This window comes from Achromobacter sp. UBA2119 (genome assembly GCF_002331005.1).
Taxonomy (GTDB): Bacteria; Pseudomonadota; Gammaproteobacteria; order Burkholderiales; family Burkholderiaceae_B; genus Achromobacter; species Achromobacter animicus.
Genome location: NZ_DCYD01000011.1, coordinates 129683 through 147790, shown reverse-complemented (window position 1 = coordinate 147790; position 18108 = coordinate 129683). Strand labels below are relative to the sequence as shown.

Genomic DNA, 18108 nt, shown 5'->3' with positions numbered 1-18108 from the left:
AGATGCCCAGCTCTAACCCTAGCCGCGGATACCAAGCCATCCGTTCATCCCCACGTAAATGCCTACGGCGATGATCAGTAGGCTGGAGAGATAAGGTGCCCGCTGGGCCACCGCGCTGAACCATGGCGCGCGCTTATTGACCTGACGCACGCTGAGTGCCGCGACGGCTCCAACCGTCACCAGAGTGATGGCCAGCCCGATCGAGAAGCACAGCACCAGCACGGCGCCTAGCGTGAACTCCTTCAACTGAAGACACAACAAGAGAACGGTAATCGCCGCCGGGCACGGAATCAGCCCGCCGGTCAGGCCGAACAAGGCGATCTGCCAGTTGGTCACGTTCCGGTTCGTGAACCGCCGGCGGATGTCGTTGGCATGCGCCAACTGGTGCGCATCCTGGTATCCCTCGCCAGCCACATCCAGCCCTCGCAGTTCTTCATGTAGGTGGTCATGCTGGCGCTCATCCGGTTCCATGAAAGCGACGTCATAGCTGTGAACGTGCCGGCCGTGGCTCAGGGCCAGGCGCGCCATGAACTCGTGTGGTTCGGGAATTTCCTCGAGGGACTCCAGGTAGCCGTCCTTTTGAGCGAAATGGAATTCATGGCGCGTCCCGTCGACCCTTTCGGTCGTCACAGAAAAGTCCTGCGCCCGCCAGTTCCCGCCCCGCACGCTGCTCAGCCTCCAGCGTGGCGGAATGCCGTCCTCGAAGATCTCCAGCGCGACCAGGCCGTGCCCGGTATCGATTTCGTGCCGCTCCGCGCCATGGAAATGGCCCTCATGCCCATGGCCGTGGTCGTGGTGATGATGCCCATGTCCCGCGCCATGCTGCTCGCGCCAGGTGCGCCAGAACATCCATGCCGCGATCAGCACGATGATGACCCCAGACGCCAGCTGGAAATATGGCTCCAGTTCCTCCGCCGCGACCCCGCGCCACAGATACATGCCGCCCAGGCCGATCCCCCACACGATCAGGGTGTGCGAAATGGTCGCGGTGATGCCCAGCAGCACCGCTTGCCACACCGATCCTCGGATCGCGACGATGAACGCCGCCATCATCGTCTTGGAATGGCCGGGCTCTAGCCCGTGCAGCGCGCCCAGCAGAATGGCGCTTGGAATAAACAGCCAGGCGTGCGACGCACCCTGGGCGATCAGATCGGAAAACGACAACATGGATAGTGTTCTTAGAGGTACTTGGTGATTTCTTTGAACTCGTCGATGGCGCGTTGCCTGTCCTCGTCCAGTTCGCCTACCGCATCCTGCAGGCAGTGATCGATATGGTCTTGAATGAGGATCTTCTTGGCCTGGGAGATGGCACGCTCGACGGCATGCAACTGCTGGGCCAGCTCAAGGCAGGGACGGTGTTCTTCCATCATCGATAGAATGCTGCGCAAATGCCCTTCCGCCCGCTTGAGACGTTTGGCCACGGCGTCGTGATGATGGTGAGGGTCGGGTTGGTTCATGTGACGATCATATCCCCCCCGGGGGGATACGAGGCAAGAAGCCACGCTGTCATTCGGGGCAACCAAAAATTCTGTTGTAGCGATCTCTACATGATTGCAGAGATCGCAACGTCTTCTTATTCTGCTCCTCATGGACACCCCGCACGCATCCTCCTGGCTTCTGCTGATCGTCAGCCTGCCCACCGGCGGCGCCACGACGCGCATGCGCATCTGGCGCAGGCTCAAGGCCCTAGGCTGCGCCGCCTTGCGCGACGGCGCCTATCTGCTGCCTGCGCACGCCGAGCAGGCATCCCAGCTGGCCGATCTGGCCGCCGAAACAAACGAGGAAGGCGGCCAGGCCTGGCTGCTGCGGGTCCGGCCCCAGGACAACGAGGAGTCCGCCTCGTTCCAGGCCCTGTTCGACCGCTCGGCCGAGTACGACGCCTGGTTGGCGGAACTGGCCCAGGCGCGCCAGACGCTGGCCGCTTTGAACGCGGCGGAACTCAACCGCCTGTTGCGCCGATACGAACGGAGCTACCAGGCGCTGCGCCGGACCGACTTCTTCCCGGCTGAAACCTCGCTGCGCGCACAGGCGCAGCAGCGCGATTTCGCCAATGCCATCGAATCCCTCCTGTCGCCCGGCGAACCCCATGCGGCCCAGGGAGGCATCGCGCGCCGAGATCCCATGCATTACCGGGGACGCCTCTGGGCGACCCGGCGCCATATCTGGGTAGACCGGGTCGCCTGCGCATGGCTGATCCAGCGCTTCATTGACCCGTCCGCGCGCTTTCTATGGCTGGAGACCCCGGCGGAGTGCCCCGCCGATGCTCTGGGCTTCGATTTCGACGGCGCCACCTTCACGCACGTGGCCGACAGGGTGTCGTTCGAGGTCCTGCTCGCCAGCTTCGGCCTGGACGAAAACCGTGGCCTCGTGCGCCTCGGCGCAATGGTGCATGTGCTGGACGTAGGCGGCGCCGCGGCGCCGGAGGCTGCCGGGTTCGAGGCCATGCTGGCCGGCGCGCGCAAACGCCTGCCCGATGACGACGCATTGCTGGCCGAAGTCGGCGCTGTGCTGGACTCCCTGTACGCCCACTTCTCCAGTGGGCGTAAGGCCTAATCTCTTTTCCGTTCAAGTGAGCAACCATGAGCTCCACTCAAGAATCCGCCAGCGATAGCGCGGAGCCACTCGTCTCGCGACCCGCCTATACCCTTTGGCAACTCGTCTGGTATTTCACCCGGCTGGGGATGCTGGGCTTCGGTGGCCCGGTTGCCCTGGCCGGCTATATGCATCGCGATCTGGTGGACAGGCGAAGCTGGATTACCGACGGCGACTATAAGGAAGGCTTGGCGCTCGCCCAACTCGCGCCTGGCCCTCTGGCCGCGCAGCTCGCGATCTACCTCGGTTACGTGCATTACCGTATCCTCGGCGCCACGCTCGTGGGAATCGCTTTCGTGCTGCCGTCGTTCTTCATGGTCGTGGCTCTGGGATGGGCATACGTGCGTTTCGGCGGCCTGACCTGGATGCAAGCGGTGTTCTACGGCGTGAGTGCCGCCGTGATCGGCATCATTGCTATCAGCGGCTACAAGCTCACTACCAAGAGCGTGGGCAAGGACAAACTGTTGTGGGCCATCTATCTGGCGCTGGCCATCGTCACTGTCATCACCGAATCTGAAATCGCCTGGCTGTTTCTCGCGGCCGGCTTGCTTGTCTGGTTTTGGCGCGCGCCACCCAAGTGGCTAAAGTCCGGACATCTGTCGGTCGCCGCAGCGGTTTCGGTGCCAGCCGGGGCTACGCTGAGCACGCTGGACTGGCCACTGCTCTGGCAGATCGGCGTGTTCTTCGCCAAGGCAGGGGCTTTCGTCTTCGGCTCAGGGCTGGCCATCGTGCCATTCTTATATGGCGGCGTGGTCACCGACTTCCAGTGGCTCAGCGACAAGCAGTTCGTCGATGCTGTAGCGGTAGCCATGATCACGCCCGGCCCCGTGGTCATCACCGTGGGCTTCATCGGATATTTGGTCGCCGGGTTCCCTGGGGCCTGTGTGGCGGCCTTGGCCACTTTTTTGCCTTGTTATCTGTTCACCATCATTCCAGCGCCGTACTTCAAGAAGTACGGAAAGCTGCCCGGTATTCTCGCGTTCGTTGATGGCGTGACGGCCGCGGCGATCGGCGCCATCGCGGGCGCGGTCATCGTTATCGCCCGACGCACGCTCGTCGATGTGCCGACATTGATGTTGGCAATAGCGGCAGTGCTGTTGCTGTTGCGATTCAAGAAACTGTCCGAGCCGATGATCGTTGCTGGCGCGGCGTTGATTGGCTTGGCGGTTTATCCACTGGTGCACTAAGTCCTTTTTTCAGGAGCCCATCATGCAATGGATCACTCGTGAACGGCCTAAGATCGACCGCATCGCCTGCCCGTGGCTAATCGCCCGTTTTATCGACGAAACGCCAGAATTTCTCTACGTGCCGGCAGGCGACGTTCTACGCATTGCCAGGGAAGCCGCCGCGATTCCCTACGACATCCCAGGCGTGGAACTATCGCATGTCGGAGAACGATGCAGCTTCGACGCTTTTCTCGATAAGTACCAGTTGGCAGATAACCCGGCGTTGCAGCAACTGGCCGGAATTGTGCGCGGCGCCGACACTTCGCGCCTAGACCTGACCCCCCAGTCAGGCGGACTGTACGCGCTGTCGCTGGGCTTGTCGCACCTTTACACCGACGACCACGTCATGCTCGGCCATGGCATGGTCATGTACGACGCCCTGTACGCATGGTGTCAGTGGTGCCAAGGAGAAACGCATCAATGGCCGCCGGCGATGCCGACGGCATAAGGCGCGATCCCAGGCTGAGCATCAACACCTTTGGGAGGCGCTCATGCAAAGCATATCTGTTCCCGAACTTGCGCTCTGGCGCAATGCCGAATTTCCCCATACGTTGATAGATGTGCGTCGCAAGCTCAGGCGCAAGGAGGATGGCGTGGCGATTGCCAATGGACAATGGCTCGATCCCGCTTTGTGGCTGGAATGGAAAGACTCCGTATCAGCCACGCAGCCCGTCATCATCTATTGCGCCCACGGTCATGAGCTAAGCCAGGGGCTGGCTGCCACCCTCCGTGCAATGGGCATCGACGCTAGGTACTTGCTCGGAGGCATAGAGGCCTGGCGTTCTGCTGGTCAGAGTGTGGAATTAGTTAAATCTCACGAGCAACCCGCTAGCAAAACATGATCATCTTCTCACTCGGCATTGTCTAGGAGACTCCGGGGAACGTAATGACAGCTATTGGCCGCCATCGGCCGGTCGACAAGGACGGCTAGCCGCCAGAAGCGGTCGCCTACCTGATATATATTCGAGACTTCTAACCAAGTTTGCAAGGTAAGACGTGGAAATCGATATTACCTCTGTTGACGTCCGGCTATTTACACCCGACGACGATATTTCGACTCTCACTTCGTTACTGCACCGAGCATATGCCCAACTCGGTGAAATGGGATGGCAGTTCAAAGCTGTAGATCAGTCCGACGATGTCACGCGGCAGCGCTTGGATGCTGGGGAGTGTTATGTGGCGGTTGCGGGCGGCAACTTGGTGGGGACCGTACTCTACGTTCCTCCGCCACGGACCAGAGGGACACCATGGCTCGATCGGCCCGATGTCGCTAGTCTTCATCAGCTGGGGGTGGACCCCGCTCTACAAGGGTCGGGGCTCGGGACCAGACTGATGAAATACGCCGAAGCTCGGGCGGCAAACTGTGGTGCCAGTGAAATCGCTTTAGATACCGCCGAACCCGCAACGCATTTGCAAGATTGGTACATCTCACGCGGCTACCGGCCGATTGAATTTGCGCAATGGGCACACACTAATTATCGCAGCATCATTATGAGCAAGCCATTGGGCGAATCCGCCTAGACTTTTAGTGCGCGCAATGGACGCGCTGAACGCACGCCGGATGGGGAGAGAACCTTCCCCACTTGGCGACGGTGGGGCGGGAGTGATCGTGCGCCTTTTGCGGCTTCAGGTCGAAAATTGCCTGTCTTCGACGACCACTCCGGGCCAAGAGTGGCCGGCTGCGGGTTTACGCAATAACACTTTTGAGTGTTTATCGCACTTCGTGAGCGGTCGTTCGGGCGATCAGACGGCGAGAAACCTGCGGCCGATTATATTTCTCGCTTTCACTACGCAACGTGATCGCTTGTCCGCAAGAATATAGGCGGCGCTCTTAGCTGGATGCTAGTCGCACCAGGAAACGTGACACTTCGGGCAGCCGGTCATGCCGGTGGCGTCTGTAATTTCCAGAGTGACGTCCTCCTCGCAGCGATAGCAATAGCCTTCCGGCGGTAAAAAGGTGAGGCCTTTGGCTTGTGCACGCCCGCGCTGCTTCGTCCGGTCGGGTTATCTCGAACAAGTGCATGACCTGGTGCCGCAATTGCAGAAGTGCTTGCAACTGGATCTGCTCCTGCTCAGGTTCACCCAGAGCCAACGATCCGCTGCTCGGATGCCGTTCTAGCTCGACCTGCAAGCGGCCGTACTCTGCATGAGTAATGTCATCGACGCGCAGCAGCACCGCGCCGCATTCCACTGGGTACGGATCCTCGGCCCAGTTCGTGTAGGAGGACTCGCGGACGTGCAGCAGCTGGTCGAAGGTTTCTAAGGCGTCCCTCTCGACTAAATGGATCACGCCCTGGGCCCCCGCCAGCCCGGTACTTTTAATGTGGACAAAGCTTCCCTTGACGGTTAGCGTGAAGAACGGTGTTTGAATAGATTGCATTGTTAATCCTATTTGGTGTGGTGTTCCATCGTGGCAGGCGCTTTGTATGGACGCCAAGGGCGGGTAGCTTCCAATCCGATGTCCAAGGCCGCAGTCTTTTCCTCGAGCCGATCTACGACGCCGGCCAACTCGCTGGCGTCGTTCGTGTAGATCTCCGTATGGTGACGTGCGCGTGAAATAGCCACGTAATAGACGTCACGCTGCGTGGTCCGGCTAAAGCTCTCCGCGTTGATGAGTGCGCGGTCGCATGTGAGGCCCTGGGCGCTATGGCTGGTCGTGGCATATGCGCGATCCAGGTGTAGGGGGCCGGTGGCAGCATCCAGCGTGAGCCTCCGGCCGTTGCCGCCAATGGTGACGGTGGTGGGGGTTACCGCCAGCACCTCGAATCGGCCACCGTTGACAAGGTCAAGCTTGGCGTTGTTCCGTGTCACTCGCACCCAGTCGCCTGCAGACAATTCCGCCTGGACTGGCTCGTATACGGAAAGCTTGGCGGCGCGTGCAGGATTGAACTGCGTGCGCTCTCCTGTGATGACATGTTCGACAACCAGATCATTTGGCTTTCCTGGCGCTACGCCGATGACGCGGTACATCTCGGTCTGGCGTAGGTTGCCCGTCTTGTAGTCGCGTTCCGGTTGGAGGATGTCGCCGGCGACGTAGTACTTCGCCACCCGTCGCTCCGCCTGGGTCGTGTCGCGACGGGTGAGCAGATTGAAGTCGAATCCACGGCCAGACAGGCCCAGCGCCTGGTGCGTTGCCTCGTTCAGTGCATTGCGCGAATCGTTCGTGCCTGTGACGATCAGCGTTTCACGCCTTTCATCCCCGTCGAGCGTGGCGTACTTGGAGGCGATGGCGTCATAGCGGGTGCCGTCGTCATCGATGGAATGGACCGCTTTGAGCTTTCCGTCCAACACGGCGAGGGATGCGGACGCCTTGCCAGCCGCGGCGAGTTCCACCGCCGCCTTCAGTTCTGGCGATTTCTGGCGGATGATGTCCCCCATGAGCGAAGTCTCCATGCCGGCCGCCTGCAGCTGGTGAAACGGTCGGCCCGCTTCAATCGCTTTGGTCTGGCCGGTGTCGCCGAGCATGACCACACGAGCACCGTCGGCCTCGGCCATCTTCATGAGGCGCTCCATGATTCGGGCGGGAACCACGCCGGCTTCGTCGATGACGAGGACCGTCTTCGCGTCCAACTTGAAGCGGTCCTTCTGGCGCGCTTCAAGCACGGAGGCCACTGTACGTGCCTCCATGTTCAGCTCTCGCAGCGCCTCGATCTGCTTGCCGTAAGACGCCACCGCCTGGACGCGATAGCCGGCCGCTTCTGCCGCCTCCTTGACCTGCGCCAGCATGTGCGACTTGCCGGTGCCGGCCAATCCCTGCACGCCGACAAAGCGATGCGGCGTGCTTAGTATCAGGCCGGCCGCCGCGAGCTGCCCAGGCTTGAGCTTTTTGTCAGCCAACGCAGCCTGCGCCGCGTCCACCTGCAGGATCGGGGCGACGGCGTCACGGCCTTCGCGCTCAATCTGCAAAATGCGCTTTTCACGCTCACGCGCGGATTGCGTGGTGTAGCGGGCGCCCGTGGGGACATATTCGCCTCGGGCAATAGACTTGCGGACCTGTTCTTCCGCCTGCCTCTTGGTAGTGCCGCCTTGAACCAACGCGTCAACCATCTCGGAACGATACATTGCGGGCGCATCACGGTCCTTGGCGTGGCGATACTGCAGCGTGCCAAGGATTAGGTGACCCCTATCTAACGATCGTTTGACGGCACCTTTGAGGTCTGCCAGGTTGACGCCCGTGCCGTGGGATCGGCGCAGCGCTGTCTTCAGCAATGCCTTGCCATCCATGACTGACTCGCGCTCCGTGTGGTGTTTGATTGCCCACTTCAAGCATTCGTCGGCCGTCAAGGATTGAGCCTGCGGCGTGCGCTCGGCCGCCTTGCCGGTCGGTGTGTTCGACGGCTCGAATGACACGCCGAGATCCCTGGCCTGCCGCTCCCAGTCGCGCTGCAACTCCTCGCGAGTGAGCTCCGGCGCTTTGTTGTTGCGCGTCTTGAGCGCGATCGTCTGTTTGAGTTTGGGACTTGCGGTAAGACGAGTTGCACCCACCGAAGCCAGTTCGGCATTGATGTCTTGAGAACGCTTCGAATAGGCTTCGATCTGTTCTCGAGAGACGTGCGCAAGTTCAAAGCTCTTGCCCTCATATCGAATGGCGTGCCCGGCGCGTTCCAGCTCGGCGACGAGCTCTGCCGAATAGACTGACTGCACCAGCGAAACGAGCCGGTAGATCTCATCGTTCGAGATCGCGGTCCAGGACCCGTCCGCGCGCTGGGTAATATTCAGAACTAGCGCGTGAGTGTGAAGTTGGGGGTCCGAGTACGCACCGTCCGTCGGGCGGGCAGTCTCGTGGCGAAACTTGGCGATCGCGGCGTTCCCACTGCGCTCCATGGTGGTGACGCCCTTTTCCGTTTGGCGTGCCCGCACCAGCTCCTGCTCAATGAATGCCAGCGCCTTGGTGACCGCCGCGTCATGTGCGGCTACAACAGAAGGGTCCTTGCCGACCAGCGCTTGGATACTGACGCTCTTTGGAGGGGAGAACGTCATGTCAAGCGCGGCCCTGGCTTTGGCATCAAGCCGAACCGATTGAGACAGTGCAACTTCAGATCCGAAGTCACCGCGGAGCGCCCGCAGGAACTCGTCCTGTTGGATGCTGCCAGTGAGGCCAAGGGCCTCTGCAGCTTTTCCCTGCCACTGCGCCGCAGTACCGTCGCGGCTGTAGTAGTCATCCTTCTGGTCTGCGTAGTAGTGCGACGCCTTGTTGGCGGCGCTCCGGTGGATGGTCTTGAGCGAAATCATCGGATGTTCCATGCGAGCGGCCGCCGGCGCTGCCGGCGACCTGGTGTGATGCGCTTACGCCGCGAGAGTCGGATCCTCGGGTAGGTCGACTTGCGACCAGGGTTGAGGGCCGCTGGCAGACGAATTGGTCATACTTTGAGCGCCGCTGCGCCTCGCTTCGACAAAGGGCGCATTGCGAATAGCGAAGGTTGCCGGCTGGAGCTCGAACTTCGAGATCGGCCGGTTGCCCGCGAAGGCAACCCAGCCGGTGAGTTCAGGCAGCGTTTGTACCTGCGCGGCGGTAACGACGCGTTCTGTCGAGCGGACCATGCGTTCGCTCGTGTTCGGCGTCTTTCCAGGGTTTCGGCTATCGGTGTATTCCGGCCGCGCGACCTCATGCTCACCGAGCGACTTGGACATGACTTCTGCTGTTTCAAAGTCCGTCTTGGAGCCGCCGAGCACGACCAGCGAGCGGAAACTTGCGCGTAGCGTCTGGGACATCTTCTCTCCGAAAATGTCGTCCATTTGGGATACCGATTGAAGGCCAGCAAGCGCGCGGCCACCGTTCTTGCGCCCCTTCGTCAAGAAGTCCTCCAAGCTGGCCATCTTCTCCATCGACCCCAGTTCATCGATGACCAGCCACCACCGGCGCGCCTGATCTTCTGGCAGCGAAAGCAGTGCCGAGCAGAAAACGTCAACGAATGCGGAGATGAGAGGCTTCATCGCCTCCTTCATGTCCTCGCGCCACGTGATGTAGAGACTGCCGGTGCCGTGCTCCATCCAGTCACGAATGCTGAACTGTCCAGCAGGCATCGTGACGTGTTCTGCCAGATACTTGGAAAGCACGAAGCGTGCGCTCGTCAGGGCTTTGTTGGCCTCAGATGAGCCGGCAAACAGGGACTCGGCAAGCGTGCCGGAAAGGAAGGCCCGAAGGTCTTTGTCGGAGGCGATCGTGGTCCAACGAAAGAGCTCTTCGATGGACGGGTTTCCTAGTTCGTTCAGCTTGCGGGCAGCCTCACGAAGCAGGAGTCGAGCATAGCCGTTCCACTCTTCCGCGTTAGCGTCTTTGCCCAGCGGAACAATAGACAGCGCTAATCGCTTCCAGTCGTACTCCGCACGCACCTCATTGAAGAATGACCAACCCTCGGTCCGCTGATCATAGGGATTGAGCAGGACGTCGCTCTCCCGCCCGAATTTGCTGTAGAGATCGCCGTTCGGATCGACCACGACAATTCGGTCGCCACGCCGCAGGGCGGAATAGACCAGGTTGCGCAATAGCACCGACTTGCCGCTGCCCGTTGCTCCGTTCAGCAGGATGTGAAGATTCTCGATGCCCGTGGGCATCGGGACGCCGGCCACATCGATCTGCTGGCGGCCGTTTTCGGCGCAAAGCTTCTTCAGCTTCTTGACAGGGACCGCCTCGGTACCGCGAATGTGCTTCTTGTACCCGGCGCCGTCGAAGCCGTCTTTGGTTGAGTACTTCTTGAGCGTGAGCGAAAGTGCGAGTGCCAGGATGAGGGCGATGATGGGCGCGGCGATTAGGGAGGGGTAGTCTGGCGTGGAGACTACCCAGTGTGATAGCACCGTCCAGGTGATGTGGGAGAAGGGGAGGCCGGATAGCACCTTGGCTGTAAAAAGCCAAGCGCAAAGAGGAAGAACTAGAAGGGCGAACTTGATAATTCGCCGGCGTATGTCGGGTGCCATGAAAGTCCTTTCGGAATAGGAATAAGGCGCCTAGGGCGCCATTGAAATAGCGCCCGCAGGGGCTACCGATAAAGCGCGAGCGCCACAAGGGCGCCGCCGATGCCGCTGCCGATGAGCGCGCAGACCGCGCACAGGAGACCAGCTCGCCACGCGGCCGTCGGCAGAGCCCGGGTTGCGACGCGAGTCGCGATTCGGGCTTCGGACGTCGACTTAGCGAGGGTGCGGCTTGCCTCAAGAAGCGAGCGGGCGGCCTGGCCGCCCGCATTGACCGCAGCCTCCATGCCTGCTTGGCGCACAGTGGAGGGCAGCGCTTGCATTGCCTGGGCGATCCCCTCCTGCCGTGCTGTCAGCTGCTCCATCTGCCCTACCAGTTGAGCGCTTTCCTGCAGCATGTCGCGATACAGAAGCTCCATCCTGCTTCGGGGGATGGGGGACGAGGCGGCTGCGCTTTCGGGCTGAATGGCGGTCACAGAGTCCCCTACAGGAAGAGTGCGCCAAACGCCTTGTCCAGCTGCCGATCGACCGGACGCGCAAGCGACTGCAGGGCATGCATGTCGCTGAGGTGACTGACGAGCTTCGCATCGTCACGATCAGCCTGACGCAGCTCCTGGCGGTAGTCGCGCGGGTCGGCGAGAATTTCCTTGATCGTGGTGCGCTTGTTGGCCAGCAGATCGAACACCTCGTTTTCAAAAATCGCCGCTTCCGGATTGGCCTGGAAGTCGCCGGACTTGCGGGCGTAGCCGAAGATAGCTGCGAACTCCTCACGGACATCGGAATCGACCCGATTGAAGAGCACTCGCACGCGGTCGGCCGGCACGCCCATCTCCGAGAGGGCCTGGATCGTTTTGATCGTCTCGCGTTGCGCTTTACCCGAACTGACCACGGGCAGGACGTAGTAATCGATCTCGAGATGCGCCTGGTCGTACTTCACCAGCTCGGCCAGAAAGTCCTCGATGTTGGAGGCGCCGACGTCGACGATGGCGGCTTCTGCCATCAGCAACTTGCGAAAGAGGCGGCCAAATTGCCCGCCGCGCATCTGTTCGACATCCAGCCCAAGATCGGCTGCGCTTTCGTTCGTCGACTCAACGGCGATGATTTCGGCGTCCGGGATGCGGGGCGCCAGCAGGTGGCTCGTCGTGACGGTTTTGCCGACCGAGCCGGAATAATTGACGGTTGCGATTTTCATGGGTGATGCCTATTTTCTTCGGCCGATTTCGGCCAGTTCGTTGAGGTCAATGTGATCTGAGGCTAGGCGAAGCCGAACCAAGTCGGCCTTGCTTTGAATGCCGCCAGGAGCGGGGGTATCGGGGATGCGCGATGGACAAGGCAGACTTGCCTCGGAGCTGGGCGCGGAATGGCGGTCGGGCACGTTGTCGTCGATCTCCAAAGCGACGGACCGCTTGCGCCATCGGTAGAGCGCCTTTCGAAGCGACAGAAGTGTCACGGGCAAATCAGCGTTGATCAGGGATTCAACGATCTTGGCGTGGGGGACTCCCTGTCTGACGAGTCGGTCTATCAACGGAAGTAGCGCGCGAAACCGCGCGCGCTGGTCGGTGGCATTCAACGCGTTTAGCTGCTGAACGATCTCGCCTTTGTTGGCCGCCGGGGCGTGATTCTGTTGCATGGAGAGGCGTTTCCCAGGTTCGGTGAGTTGCGCGGACGCCGGGTTACCGCTCGAGGGCGGCCGAAATTTTCTCCGCACCTGCCTTCTGCCACGCGGTGGCTTCGAGCGCGAGGGATTCCACCTCGCGCACCAGGCCAACTTTGCCGCACGGGTAGCTGATGTCCACCTCTCTGCCTACGAATCGAAGCGGATCGGGTACGCTCATCCTGCCTGCGTCGTGCGAGATGGCAGTGCCGTTCGACACGAGCTGATAAACCTTGCTGCCCTGCACATCAAGAATGGCACCCCGATACGTCGCGCCGACTTCAGCCGGTTTCACTTCGGCCGGTGTCGAACCACGCCACAGAGTTTCGCCAATCACGAGCGTCAAATCCTCGCTGGCGCCGTGTCGCTGCAGCTCATCAATGGCCTCCGCTATAGGCATGATGTCGTAGGTGGTTTGTTCGAAGTCGCTCACGTGGTGCCATAGTTGTGTCTTGAGAAGCGCTTGGCCTTGCGTGTCGACCGCCAGTAAGGTGACCTTCTCGACCGCGTTCTCGTCTAGCGGCGACGGGTTTAAGAAGTCTTTCCGAACCACCGGCGTGGGCACGGTTTCTCGCATGACCGGGTGGTCTTCGAGATTTCGGAAGTCATCGAAAACGCCTGCGTCGATATCGCTTACCGACTTTCCGTCCCATAGCCGTAGCTTCGCTTCGGCTTCGCGCTCGAGCGCAGAGAGATGTTGCTCATAGGAATCGGCGGGGTCTACGTCCATCTGATCGGCTGCGTGGCTGACTTCGCCAGGTTGAGGCGTTGAGGGCACGTGAACGAATCGCTCGCCGGTGCTGACGATGGAGATGTCGACCGGCTTGCGTTCGCCGTCGGCGGAAAGAGCTCGCGGGCCGTTCGAAACGGGCGCGCGATCGGGTTGGGCGGAGCGAAACAACGCTTGGAATTTGGCTTTCAGGTCGGAGATTTTCATGAGATTTCCTCGTGAGGTGAAGGTGCGTAGCGCTCCAGGCTGAGCACCGGCGTGCGGTTGAGTTGACGTGAGCGGTGGCGCCCCTCGTGCTGCAGAACCGGGGTTGAAGGAGGGGGAGCCGCGCCCGTGGGCGGGCGCGGGGGAACCGTTGCGGTTCCCCGGGGGGTCGGAAGCGCGGACGCCGCTAGGCGGCCGGCCAGGGGGGCAGCAGCCCCCGCGCTTTTGGGGCCTTCCGATCCCCACCCGGCGGGATGCCCGCCGGGAAGGGGACGGACCTTTTTCTGGGGTATGCAGGCAGCGCAGCCATGGAGGTCAGCAGCGGTGGCGCGGCATTGGAGGCGTTCGGCAGACAGGTCGTGGCGCTAAGGGCGGGGCGAGGCCAGCGGCCCGCAACGCCCTGGGGGGCTGCCTTTCCCCCGCCTGGCGGCGCATCGCGCCGGCGGAGAGGGGGACTGAAGCTATGGGTTCAGGCCGGCGCCGCAGGCGTCGGGGCGGAGGGAGCGCAGCGATCGGAGGGTAGGCGGATCGGCGTTCGCGATGAGCCAGCGCCTCGCGCGCGACTCTCTCTAAAACCTATAAAACCTATATATACCTATTGGGTACCGTTTTCGGTACTGGCAAAAAGCCGTTTTCGGTACTGGCGAAAGCAGAAACTGGGACGGGCAAAAAGTACTTTTCGGGCTAGGCCCAAAATTGGGACTGGTCCCGATACTGGGCCAGGCTGTGGACAATTTCTAATGGGACGGCACGAGCCCAGCGGCCTGGAACACGCGCGCCTTGAAATGGGGAGGTGGCTCGTTCGGGGCCTGTTCCACGCCCAGCTTCTTGCCCGTGGCCACGATGCCGGTCCAACTGTTCTGCCACGCCGCGCCGGCGGCTTCGCCGGGCTCGCGCTCTCGGAAAACCCAAAGCCGCCACGACTCGAACCAATCGGGCGACGTGCCCAGCTCGCCGGGCCTGGATCTCATGTAGGCGCTGAATGTGGCGGCCATGGCGTCGATCTTCTCGTGCGTCCAGAGCGGCCGCTGTTCCTGCGTCCAGCTTCGCCATCGCTCCGGCAGTGTCCAGGTCACCGGGAGCCTGGTGGCACCGGCGCCGGCACCGCGCGCTTCGGGCTGGCGCCTTCGGCCTTTTTTCCGGGAGGCCTTCGCCGCCTTGCCGGTGGCTGCATACGTCGCGGGAGCGGAATTCCGAGAACTGTCGTGGGTGGGGCTGGAGTCGCCTGCTGAGGTCATGACGCCCTCTCTGGGCAACCCCTCGGACATGCCGTCAATACCGGCTCCATCCCGATCGCCCGGCTGCCGTTGGTCCAACGGTGGCGGGTTGTCGACTGGCGGCGCGGCCGCGGGGGCATCGTCTCCCTCGTCCTGCAGGCCCAAGTCTTGCTGCGCCGCCTGAGCCTCGCCGCCGGCGACAGCACCGGTGGCCGCTAGATCGATCAGCGGGACCGCATTCGGGCACAAGCGATAGATGATGCTGCTGCGATTGTCGCCCGCACGCCGCCCGGTGTCCTGTATCGCGCCCAGTTCGCGAAGCCGACCAAGCGCCTCGATGACCGTCTTGCGATTCAGATGCGTGACCTTGGCCAGGTAGTCGATTGATGCGAAAACGGTCCAATGCTCGGCATCGTACCGGACGAGCTGCGCCAAGTTGAGCAACACGAGCTTGGATGAGGATTTCTGGACGTCGGCCATTCTGGCCCATTTGGATGCTTCGACGCTCATGTTCGTCCCTTGCGTTGCTTCGAGGTTTTGCCGGGTAATGGATGGTGCGGGTACAGCTTGCCGATCACGAGTCAGCCTCCAGAGATTCAGCAATGGAACGACGTGCACGCAGGGGCAGGCCGTGTGCTTCGTAGAACTCGCGGCGGGCCATCAGCCACGCTTTGTAGGGCCAGGCACGGCGCTCGCCCCAGGGGTACGCGTCCTTGATGGCCTGGTGGGTTTGTTCGGCGCTGAGGCCTTCGGCGCGGCAGCGGTCGAAGACGCTTTGCATGATCTTGTAGGCCATGCGGGTGCGTGCTTCCTGCGCGCCGCGTTTGCGGTTCGCTCGGGTCATGGAAGTCTCCGGGTGAAATTGGCGTCGGGGCGGTGTGAATGGTCCGCCGACGGCAGCGCAAGCCCGGACTTGGCCGGGCGCGCTGGGATTACGAAACAGAGAGGACAGAGTGCGCGCTGGCCGCCTTCGCTGGCGCGCTCGCTCGGATGGCGCCTCGAGCTCGGCCGGGACTTCAGGCTTGCTGGGCGGGGTGGCCTTGAAAGACGTCTCGAGCCCAATGCGCGAGGAGCATAAAGTCGGCGTCCACCTTTTGGCGTTGGAATCGGGAGTCCGGGCAGTGAAGATGGAAGACGAGCTCGCCGTTGGCATCGAACATTGCGTCGATGGCCCAATAGTGCTGCAGCTCGCACGCCTGCCCATAATCAAGCAGGATCCTACCCGCGAGGCGCGCGGACCGAGCGACATCCGTACGGAACATAACGAAGGGCGTCCGACGCGTCGGCAGGCGCCACAGCCGATGTCCTTCGCAGCTGCTTACTGATGAGACGACGCCGTCGACGTTGAACGCCGCAACCAGTGCACGGACGCGCGGATCGATGACATCGAGCGCTAGCGCTTCGGTGTGTGGCCGCAACGATCCTTTGAAGAGGCGTGCTTGCATCCTCCGGCGAAAGGCGCTGCGCATATGCTCAAGTACGGCTTGCATGGTTTGTATAGGCCGGAAGCCGATGAACTTGCACGTCACCGTCGGCGGCCGTGTTGAAGTGCAGGCGTAGCAAGGCGTCGGTGGCCTGCTTGTAGCGAGAGCGCACACGCGGCGGCATGGAAAGGTATGCCAAGAAAATGGAAATCGCGCCGGTGATGCCGACAATATTCGTCAGCGTTGCGCTGCCCCATGCGCGTGCGTGCCACTCCGCCGATAGCTCCTGCAGCATAGGTACCGCTTCATTGGGAAAGGCCATTGCAAGAAGTGCCAGTAGCCAGAAGAGAACTAGGGCCAGATGAGCAACATCTTCGCAGCGAGGGCGGCCGACCACTTCGAAGAGGACATAAGTTGCTCGACGGCGACACCGCTATTACGGAGAACGCTGCGCTGAATAGCGGCGTAATGCCTGTCGGCCATTGTCCCGACCGATATCCCGTTCACAGTGACCTTCCAGACGATGGGCCGCGGCTGGGTGACGCGTGCCTTCAGACGGCGGTCGTAACTCACCGCCGTGACGTACATCATGGCGGCGACTACCCCGGCAGATATCCCGAAAACAGGCATCTGCATGCCGCTCGCCATACCAATGACGAAAACAAGCAGCAGACAAAACGCAATAACGGTGAACCGGAACGGAAGTGAAAGATCGAGTTCTTTAATCATGGATTTTACTCGGCTGCGAGCGAAGCGCTCGCCAGGTGAAGAAGAGGGTTGAACCAGGAAGCGACGGTGCAAAGCACCTGTGGCTGCGTCCAGGGCGCCACGTGACCTGCAAACGGGCTACTCGCGCCAGCGAGAGCTACTTACACGCATGAGCCGAACGCAAGTTTTAAACTCACAGCCGCTCTTGCCGCTCGATTGCGTAGATCGCGTCCATCAAGCCATCCACAAGCTGGTGCATGTCGGCAGTGGTAAGTGAGGCGGACGCAGTCGGCGCGCCAGGCATGCCACAGCCATCCATGGCTAGAAGTGCGGTTTGGCCTTTGCCGCACTCGTGCTGGAGCCGTAGAACACCCGGCTGCCCCACCGGCGCTCTGAACGGGATTTCGACGTCTATGCGTTTGTTCATAGCACCCGCCCAGGGTTGAAATACACCTGCGTCAGCTTGTAGTCGGCGAAGTACAGCGAGATATCCAGCGTGGAAAACAGGTAGCGCCGAATGGTGTCGAGATCCATCTGATTGCCGGCCGTGGACTGCTTGACGAGGAGCGCGACGCGTTCAAACGAATCGGGCGCACTGTTGGCGTGCGTGGTCGTGACAGATCCAGGGTGGCCAGTATTCAGAGCGTTCAGGTAGTCCCACGCTTCCGGGCCGCGCAGCTCGGACAGGAATATCCGATCGGGCGAGCTGCGCATGGCGGCCTCGATGCACTCTGTCGCCGACATTCGGCCCGCACCTTTGCCGTAGATCATGTGCACGCGATTGGGATGGTTAGGCAGGAAGAGCTCGTGCACGTCTTCGATGGTCAAGAGGCGTTCGAGGGAGGGCACGCAGTCGATGAGGCTGCGCGCGAACGTCGTCTTTCCTGAGCCGGTCTTGCCCGCGACAATGATGTTGCGGCATTGAAGGACTGCGCGTCGCAGAAACTGCAACATATCCCTCGCTGTCAGAAGGTCGAGCAATTCCTTGTCGTTGTCGGTCAGGTTGTCGAGGTGTCCCGTCAGACCACTCACATTGACCCAGTTGGCGAAGGCCCCTTCTGCGGCCAGCTCGTCCAGCGTCTTCACGACACTGCTGTGCTTGCGAATGTTGATCGAGAGTGCGCCGTCGATCACCGCAGGCGGCTGGGCAACCTGAGCGCGCTCCCCGTCCGGCAGCAGCAGCGACATGATTGGCGTGAAGTTGACGTTGTTGTAGCTGGCCATGGCGCTCACCAACGCTTCCAGAAAGCTGAAGGTCAGCTTCGGATCGTGGCGCTCATGCCATCGCCCTTGAGAGCGCGTAAAGATAACGCCAGGCCGGGTGATGGTGATCTCGCGGACAGCGTCGTCGGCCATGTAGCCAGAGATGGGACGCATCATCTGGCGCAACGCTGTGTCGCGCCCGCCCGAGTCGACGGGCGGTGCACCGGAGGAGTCTTTCATA

21 protein-coding genes are annotated in these 18108 nt (G+C 61.5%); 5 read left to right on the top strand and 16 right to left on the bottom strand.

Annotation, left to right across the window (positions count from 1 at the left end; all coding sequences use genetic code 11):
* Window positions 1-18: 18 nt before the first annotated feature.
* Entirely contained in the window at window positions 19-1167 is a 1149-nt protein-coding gene (locus tag B3098_RS10740; RefSeq protein WP_152383433.1) for a nickel/cobalt efflux transporter, read from the bottom strand.
* An 11-nt stretch (window positions 1168-1178) separates the two neighbouring features.
* The gene (locus B3098_RS10735) at window positions 1179-1457 is read right to left on the bottom strand and encodes a metal-sensing transcriptional repressor (protein ID WP_152383434.1); all 279 of its coding nucleotides are present in this window, start codon (window positions 1455-1457) and stop codon (window positions 1179-1181) included.
* Window positions 1458-1587: 130 nt separating this feature from the next.
* Between B3098_RS10735 and B3098_RS10730 the strand changes: the two genes are divergently transcribed.
* The 5 genes from B3098_RS10730 to B3098_RS10710 all read left to right on the top strand — a co-directional run bounded on the left by B3098_RS10730 (window position 1588) and on the right by B3098_RS10710 (window position 5339).
* On the top strand, window positions 1588-2553 hold the full coding sequence (locus tag B3098_RS10730) for a chromate resistance protein ChrB domain-containing protein (RefSeq protein WP_152383435.1): 966 nt from the start codon (window positions 1588-1590) through the stop codon (window positions 2551-2553).
* A 26-nt stretch (window positions 2554-2579) separates the two neighbouring features.
* Window positions 2580-3779 (top strand): chromate transporter, encoded by a 1200-nt coding sequence (locus B3098_RS10725; RefSeq protein WP_152383436.1) that lies wholly within the window; start codon window positions 2580-2582, stop codon window positions 3777-3779.
* 22 nt (window positions 3780-3801) lie between these two features.
* On the top strand, window positions 3802-4266 hold the full coding sequence (locus B3098_RS10720) for a chromate resistance protein ChrB domain-containing protein (protein ID WP_043210744.1): 465 nt from the start codon (window positions 3802-3804) through the stop codon (window positions 4264-4266).
* 43 nt (window positions 4267-4309) lie between these two features.
* Window positions 4310-4660, top strand: coding sequence for a rhodanese-like domain-containing protein (locus tag B3098_RS10715; RefSeq protein ID WP_152383437.1), 351 nt, complete (start codon window positions 4310-4312; stop codon window positions 4658-4660).
* 259 nt (window positions 4661-4919) lie between these two features.
* On the top strand, window positions 4920-5339 hold the full coding sequence (locus B3098_RS10710; protein ID WP_227741372.1) for a GNAT family N-acetyltransferase: 420 nt from the start codon (window positions 4920-4922) through the stop codon (window positions 5337-5339).
* A gap of 310 nt (window positions 5340-5649) precedes the next feature.
* Here the strand turns inward: B3098_RS10710 and B3098_RS10705 are convergent, their stop codons facing one another.
* The 14 genes from B3098_RS10705 to virB11 form a co-directional block, all read right to left on the bottom strand.
* Window positions 5650-6198 (bottom strand): hypothetical protein, encoded by a 549-nt coding sequence (locus tag B3098_RS10705; RefSeq protein WP_286895915.1) that lies wholly within the window; start codon window positions 6196-6198, stop codon window positions 5650-5652.
* A gap of 8 nt (window positions 6199-6206) precedes the next feature.
* Window positions 6207-9050 (bottom strand): MobF family relaxase, encoded by a 2844-nt coding sequence (gene mobF, locus B3098_RS10700; protein ID WP_152383439.1) that lies wholly within the window; start codon window positions 9048-9050, stop codon window positions 6207-6209.
* A 54-nt stretch (window positions 9051-9104) separates the two neighbouring features.
* On the bottom strand, window positions 9105-10733 hold the full coding sequence (locus B3098_RS10695) for a type IV secretion system DNA-binding domain-containing protein (protein ID WP_152383440.1): 1629 nt from the start codon (window positions 10731-10733) through the stop codon (window positions 9105-9107).
* A 62-nt stretch (window positions 10734-10795) separates the two neighbouring features.
* The gene (locus B3098_RS10690; RefSeq protein WP_175157252.1) at window positions 10796-11203 is read right to left on the bottom strand and encodes a hypothetical protein; all 408 of its coding nucleotides are present in this window, start codon (window positions 11201-11203) and stop codon (window positions 10796-10798) included.
* A gap of 8 nt (window positions 11204-11211) precedes the next feature.
* Entirely contained in the window at window positions 11212-11919 is a 708-nt protein-coding gene (gene stbB, locus B3098_RS10685; protein WP_152383442.1) for a StbB family protein, read from the bottom strand.
* 9 nt (window positions 11920-11928) lie between these two features.
* A complete protein-coding gene (locus B3098_RS10680) occupies window positions 11929-12357 on the bottom strand; it encodes a hypothetical protein (RefSeq protein ID WP_175157251.1) in 429 nt (142 codons plus the stop codon).
* 43 nt (window positions 12358-12400) lie between these two features.
* Window positions 12401-13318, bottom strand: coding sequence for a KfrB domain-containing protein (locus B3098_RS10675; RefSeq protein WP_152383444.1), 918 nt, complete (start codon window positions 13316-13318; stop codon window positions 12401-12403).
* A 734-nt stretch (window positions 13319-14052) separates the two neighbouring features.
* Window positions 14053-15042 carry a helix-turn-helix domain-containing protein gene (locus tag B3098_RS10670; protein ID WP_175157250.1) on the bottom strand — a complete coding sequence of 330 codons (990 nt, stop codon included), beginning with the start codon at window positions 15040-15042 and terminating at the stop codon, window positions 14053-14055.
* 64 nt (window positions 15043-15106) lie between these two features.
* Window positions 15107-15376 carry a hypothetical protein gene (locus B3098_RS10665; RefSeq protein WP_152383446.1) on the bottom strand — a complete coding sequence of 90 codons (270 nt, stop codon included), beginning with the start codon at window positions 15374-15376 and terminating at the stop codon, window positions 15107-15109.
* Window positions 15377-15548: 172 nt separating this feature from the next.
* A complete protein-coding gene (locus tag B3098_RS10660; protein ID WP_152383447.1) occupies window positions 15549-16022 on the bottom strand; it encodes a hypothetical protein in 474 nt (157 codons plus the stop codon).
* Complete coding sequence (locus B3098_RS10655) at window positions 16006-16278, bottom strand: hypothetical protein (protein WP_175157249.1); 273 nt, start codon at window positions 16276-16278, stop codon at window positions 16006-16008. The genes B3098_RS10660 and B3098_RS10655 overlap by 17 nt, the downstream gene beginning before the upstream one ends.
* A gap of 29 nt (window positions 16279-16307) precedes the next feature.
* Entirely contained in the window at window positions 16308-16685 is a 378-nt protein-coding gene (locus B3098_RS10650; protein ID WP_175157248.1) for a hypothetical protein, read from the bottom strand.
* A gap of 172 nt (window positions 16686-16857) precedes the next feature.
* A complete protein-coding gene (locus tag B3098_RS10645; RefSeq protein WP_286895904.1) occupies window positions 16858-17091 on the bottom strand; it encodes a hypothetical protein in 234 nt (77 codons plus the stop codon).
* Entirely contained in the window at window positions 17088-18107 is a 1020-nt protein-coding gene (gene virB11 / locus B3098_RS10640; RefSeq protein ID WP_152383449.1) for a P-type DNA transfer ATPase VirB11, read from the bottom strand. Before virB11 ends, B3098_RS10645 begins: the two co-directional genes overlap by 4 nt.
* Between the last annotated feature and the right edge of the window lies 1 nt (window position 18108).

Bases quoted from the DNA above. Each gene is read 5' to 3' on its own strand.
- B3098_RS10735 (WP_152383434.1), bottom strand. From the start codon at position 1,457: ATGAACCAACCCGACCCTCACCATCATCACGACGCCGTGGCCAAACGT.
- B3098_RS10705 (WP_286895915.1), bottom strand. From the start codon at position 6,198: ATGCAATCTATTCAAACACCGTTCTTCACGCTAACCGTCAAGGGAAGC.
- B3098_RS10730 (WP_152383435.1), top strand. From the start codon at position 1,588: ATGGACACCCCGCACGCATCCTCCTGGCTTCTGCTGATCGTCAGCCTG.
- B3098_RS10740 (WP_152383433.1), bottom strand. From the start codon at position 1,167: ATGTTGTCGTTTTCCGATCTGATCGCCCAGGGTGCGTCGCACGCCTGG.
- B3098_RS10665 (WP_152383446.1), bottom strand. From the start codon at position 15,376: ATGACCCGAGCGAACCGCAAACGCGGCGCGCAGGAAGCACGCACCCGC.
- B3098_RS10675 (WP_152383444.1), bottom strand. From the start codon at position 13,318: ATGAAAATCTCCGACCTGAAAGCCAAATTCCAAGCGTTGTTTCGCTCC.
- B3098_RS10725 (WP_152383436.1), top strand. From the start codon at position 2,580: ATGAGCTCCACTCAAGAATCCGCCAGCGATAGCGCGGAGCCACTCGTC.
- B3098_RS10655 (WP_175157249.1), bottom strand. From the start codon at position 16,278: ATGGCCTTTCCCAATGAAGCGGTACCTATGCTGCAGGAGCTATCGGCG.
- B3098_RS10720 (WP_043210744.1), top strand. From the start codon at position 3,802: ATGCAATGGATCACTCGTGAACGGCCTAAGATCGACCGCATCGCCTGC.
- stbB (WP_152383442.1), bottom strand. From the start codon at position 11,919: ATGAAAATCGCAACCGTCAATTATTCCGGCTCGGTCGGCAAAACCGTC.
- B3098_RS10715 (WP_152383437.1), top strand. From the start codon at position 4,310: ATGCAAAGCATATCTGTTCCCGAACTTGCGCTCTGGCGCAATGCCGAA.
- B3098_RS10710 (WP_227741372.1), top strand. From the start codon at position 4,920: ATGGGATGGCAGTTCAAAGCTGTAGATCAGTCCGACGATGTCACGCGG.
- B3098_RS10680 (WP_175157251.1), bottom strand. From the start codon at position 12,357: ATGCAACAGAATCACGCCCCGGCGGCCAACAAAGGCGAGATCGTTCAG.
- virB11 (WP_152383449.1), bottom strand. From the start codon at position 18,107: ATGAAAGACTCCTCCGGTGCACCGCCCGTCGACTCGGGCGGGCGCGAC.
- mobF (WP_152383439.1), bottom strand. From the start codon at position 9,050: ATGATTTCGCTCAAGACCATCCACCGGAGCGCCGCCAACAAGGCGTCG.
- B3098_RS10645 (WP_286895904.1), bottom strand. From the start codon at position 17,091: ATGAACAAACGCATAGACGTCGAAATCCCGTTCAGAGCGCCGGTGGGG.
- B3098_RS10670 (WP_175157250.1), bottom strand. From the start codon at position 15,042: ATGAGCGTCGAAGCATCCAAATGGGCCAGAATGGCCGACGTCCAGAAA.
- B3098_RS10660 (WP_152383447.1), bottom strand. From the start codon at position 16,022: ATGCAAGCCGTACTTGAGCATATGCGCAGCGCCTTTCGCCGGAGGATG.
- B3098_RS10650 (WP_175157248.1), bottom strand. From the start codon at position 16,685: ATGATTAAAGAACTCGATCTTTCACTTCCGTTCCGGTTCACCGTTATT.
- B3098_RS10695 (WP_152383440.1), bottom strand. From the start codon at position 10,733: ATGGCACCCGACATACGCCGGCGAATTATCAAGTTCGCCCTTCTAGTT.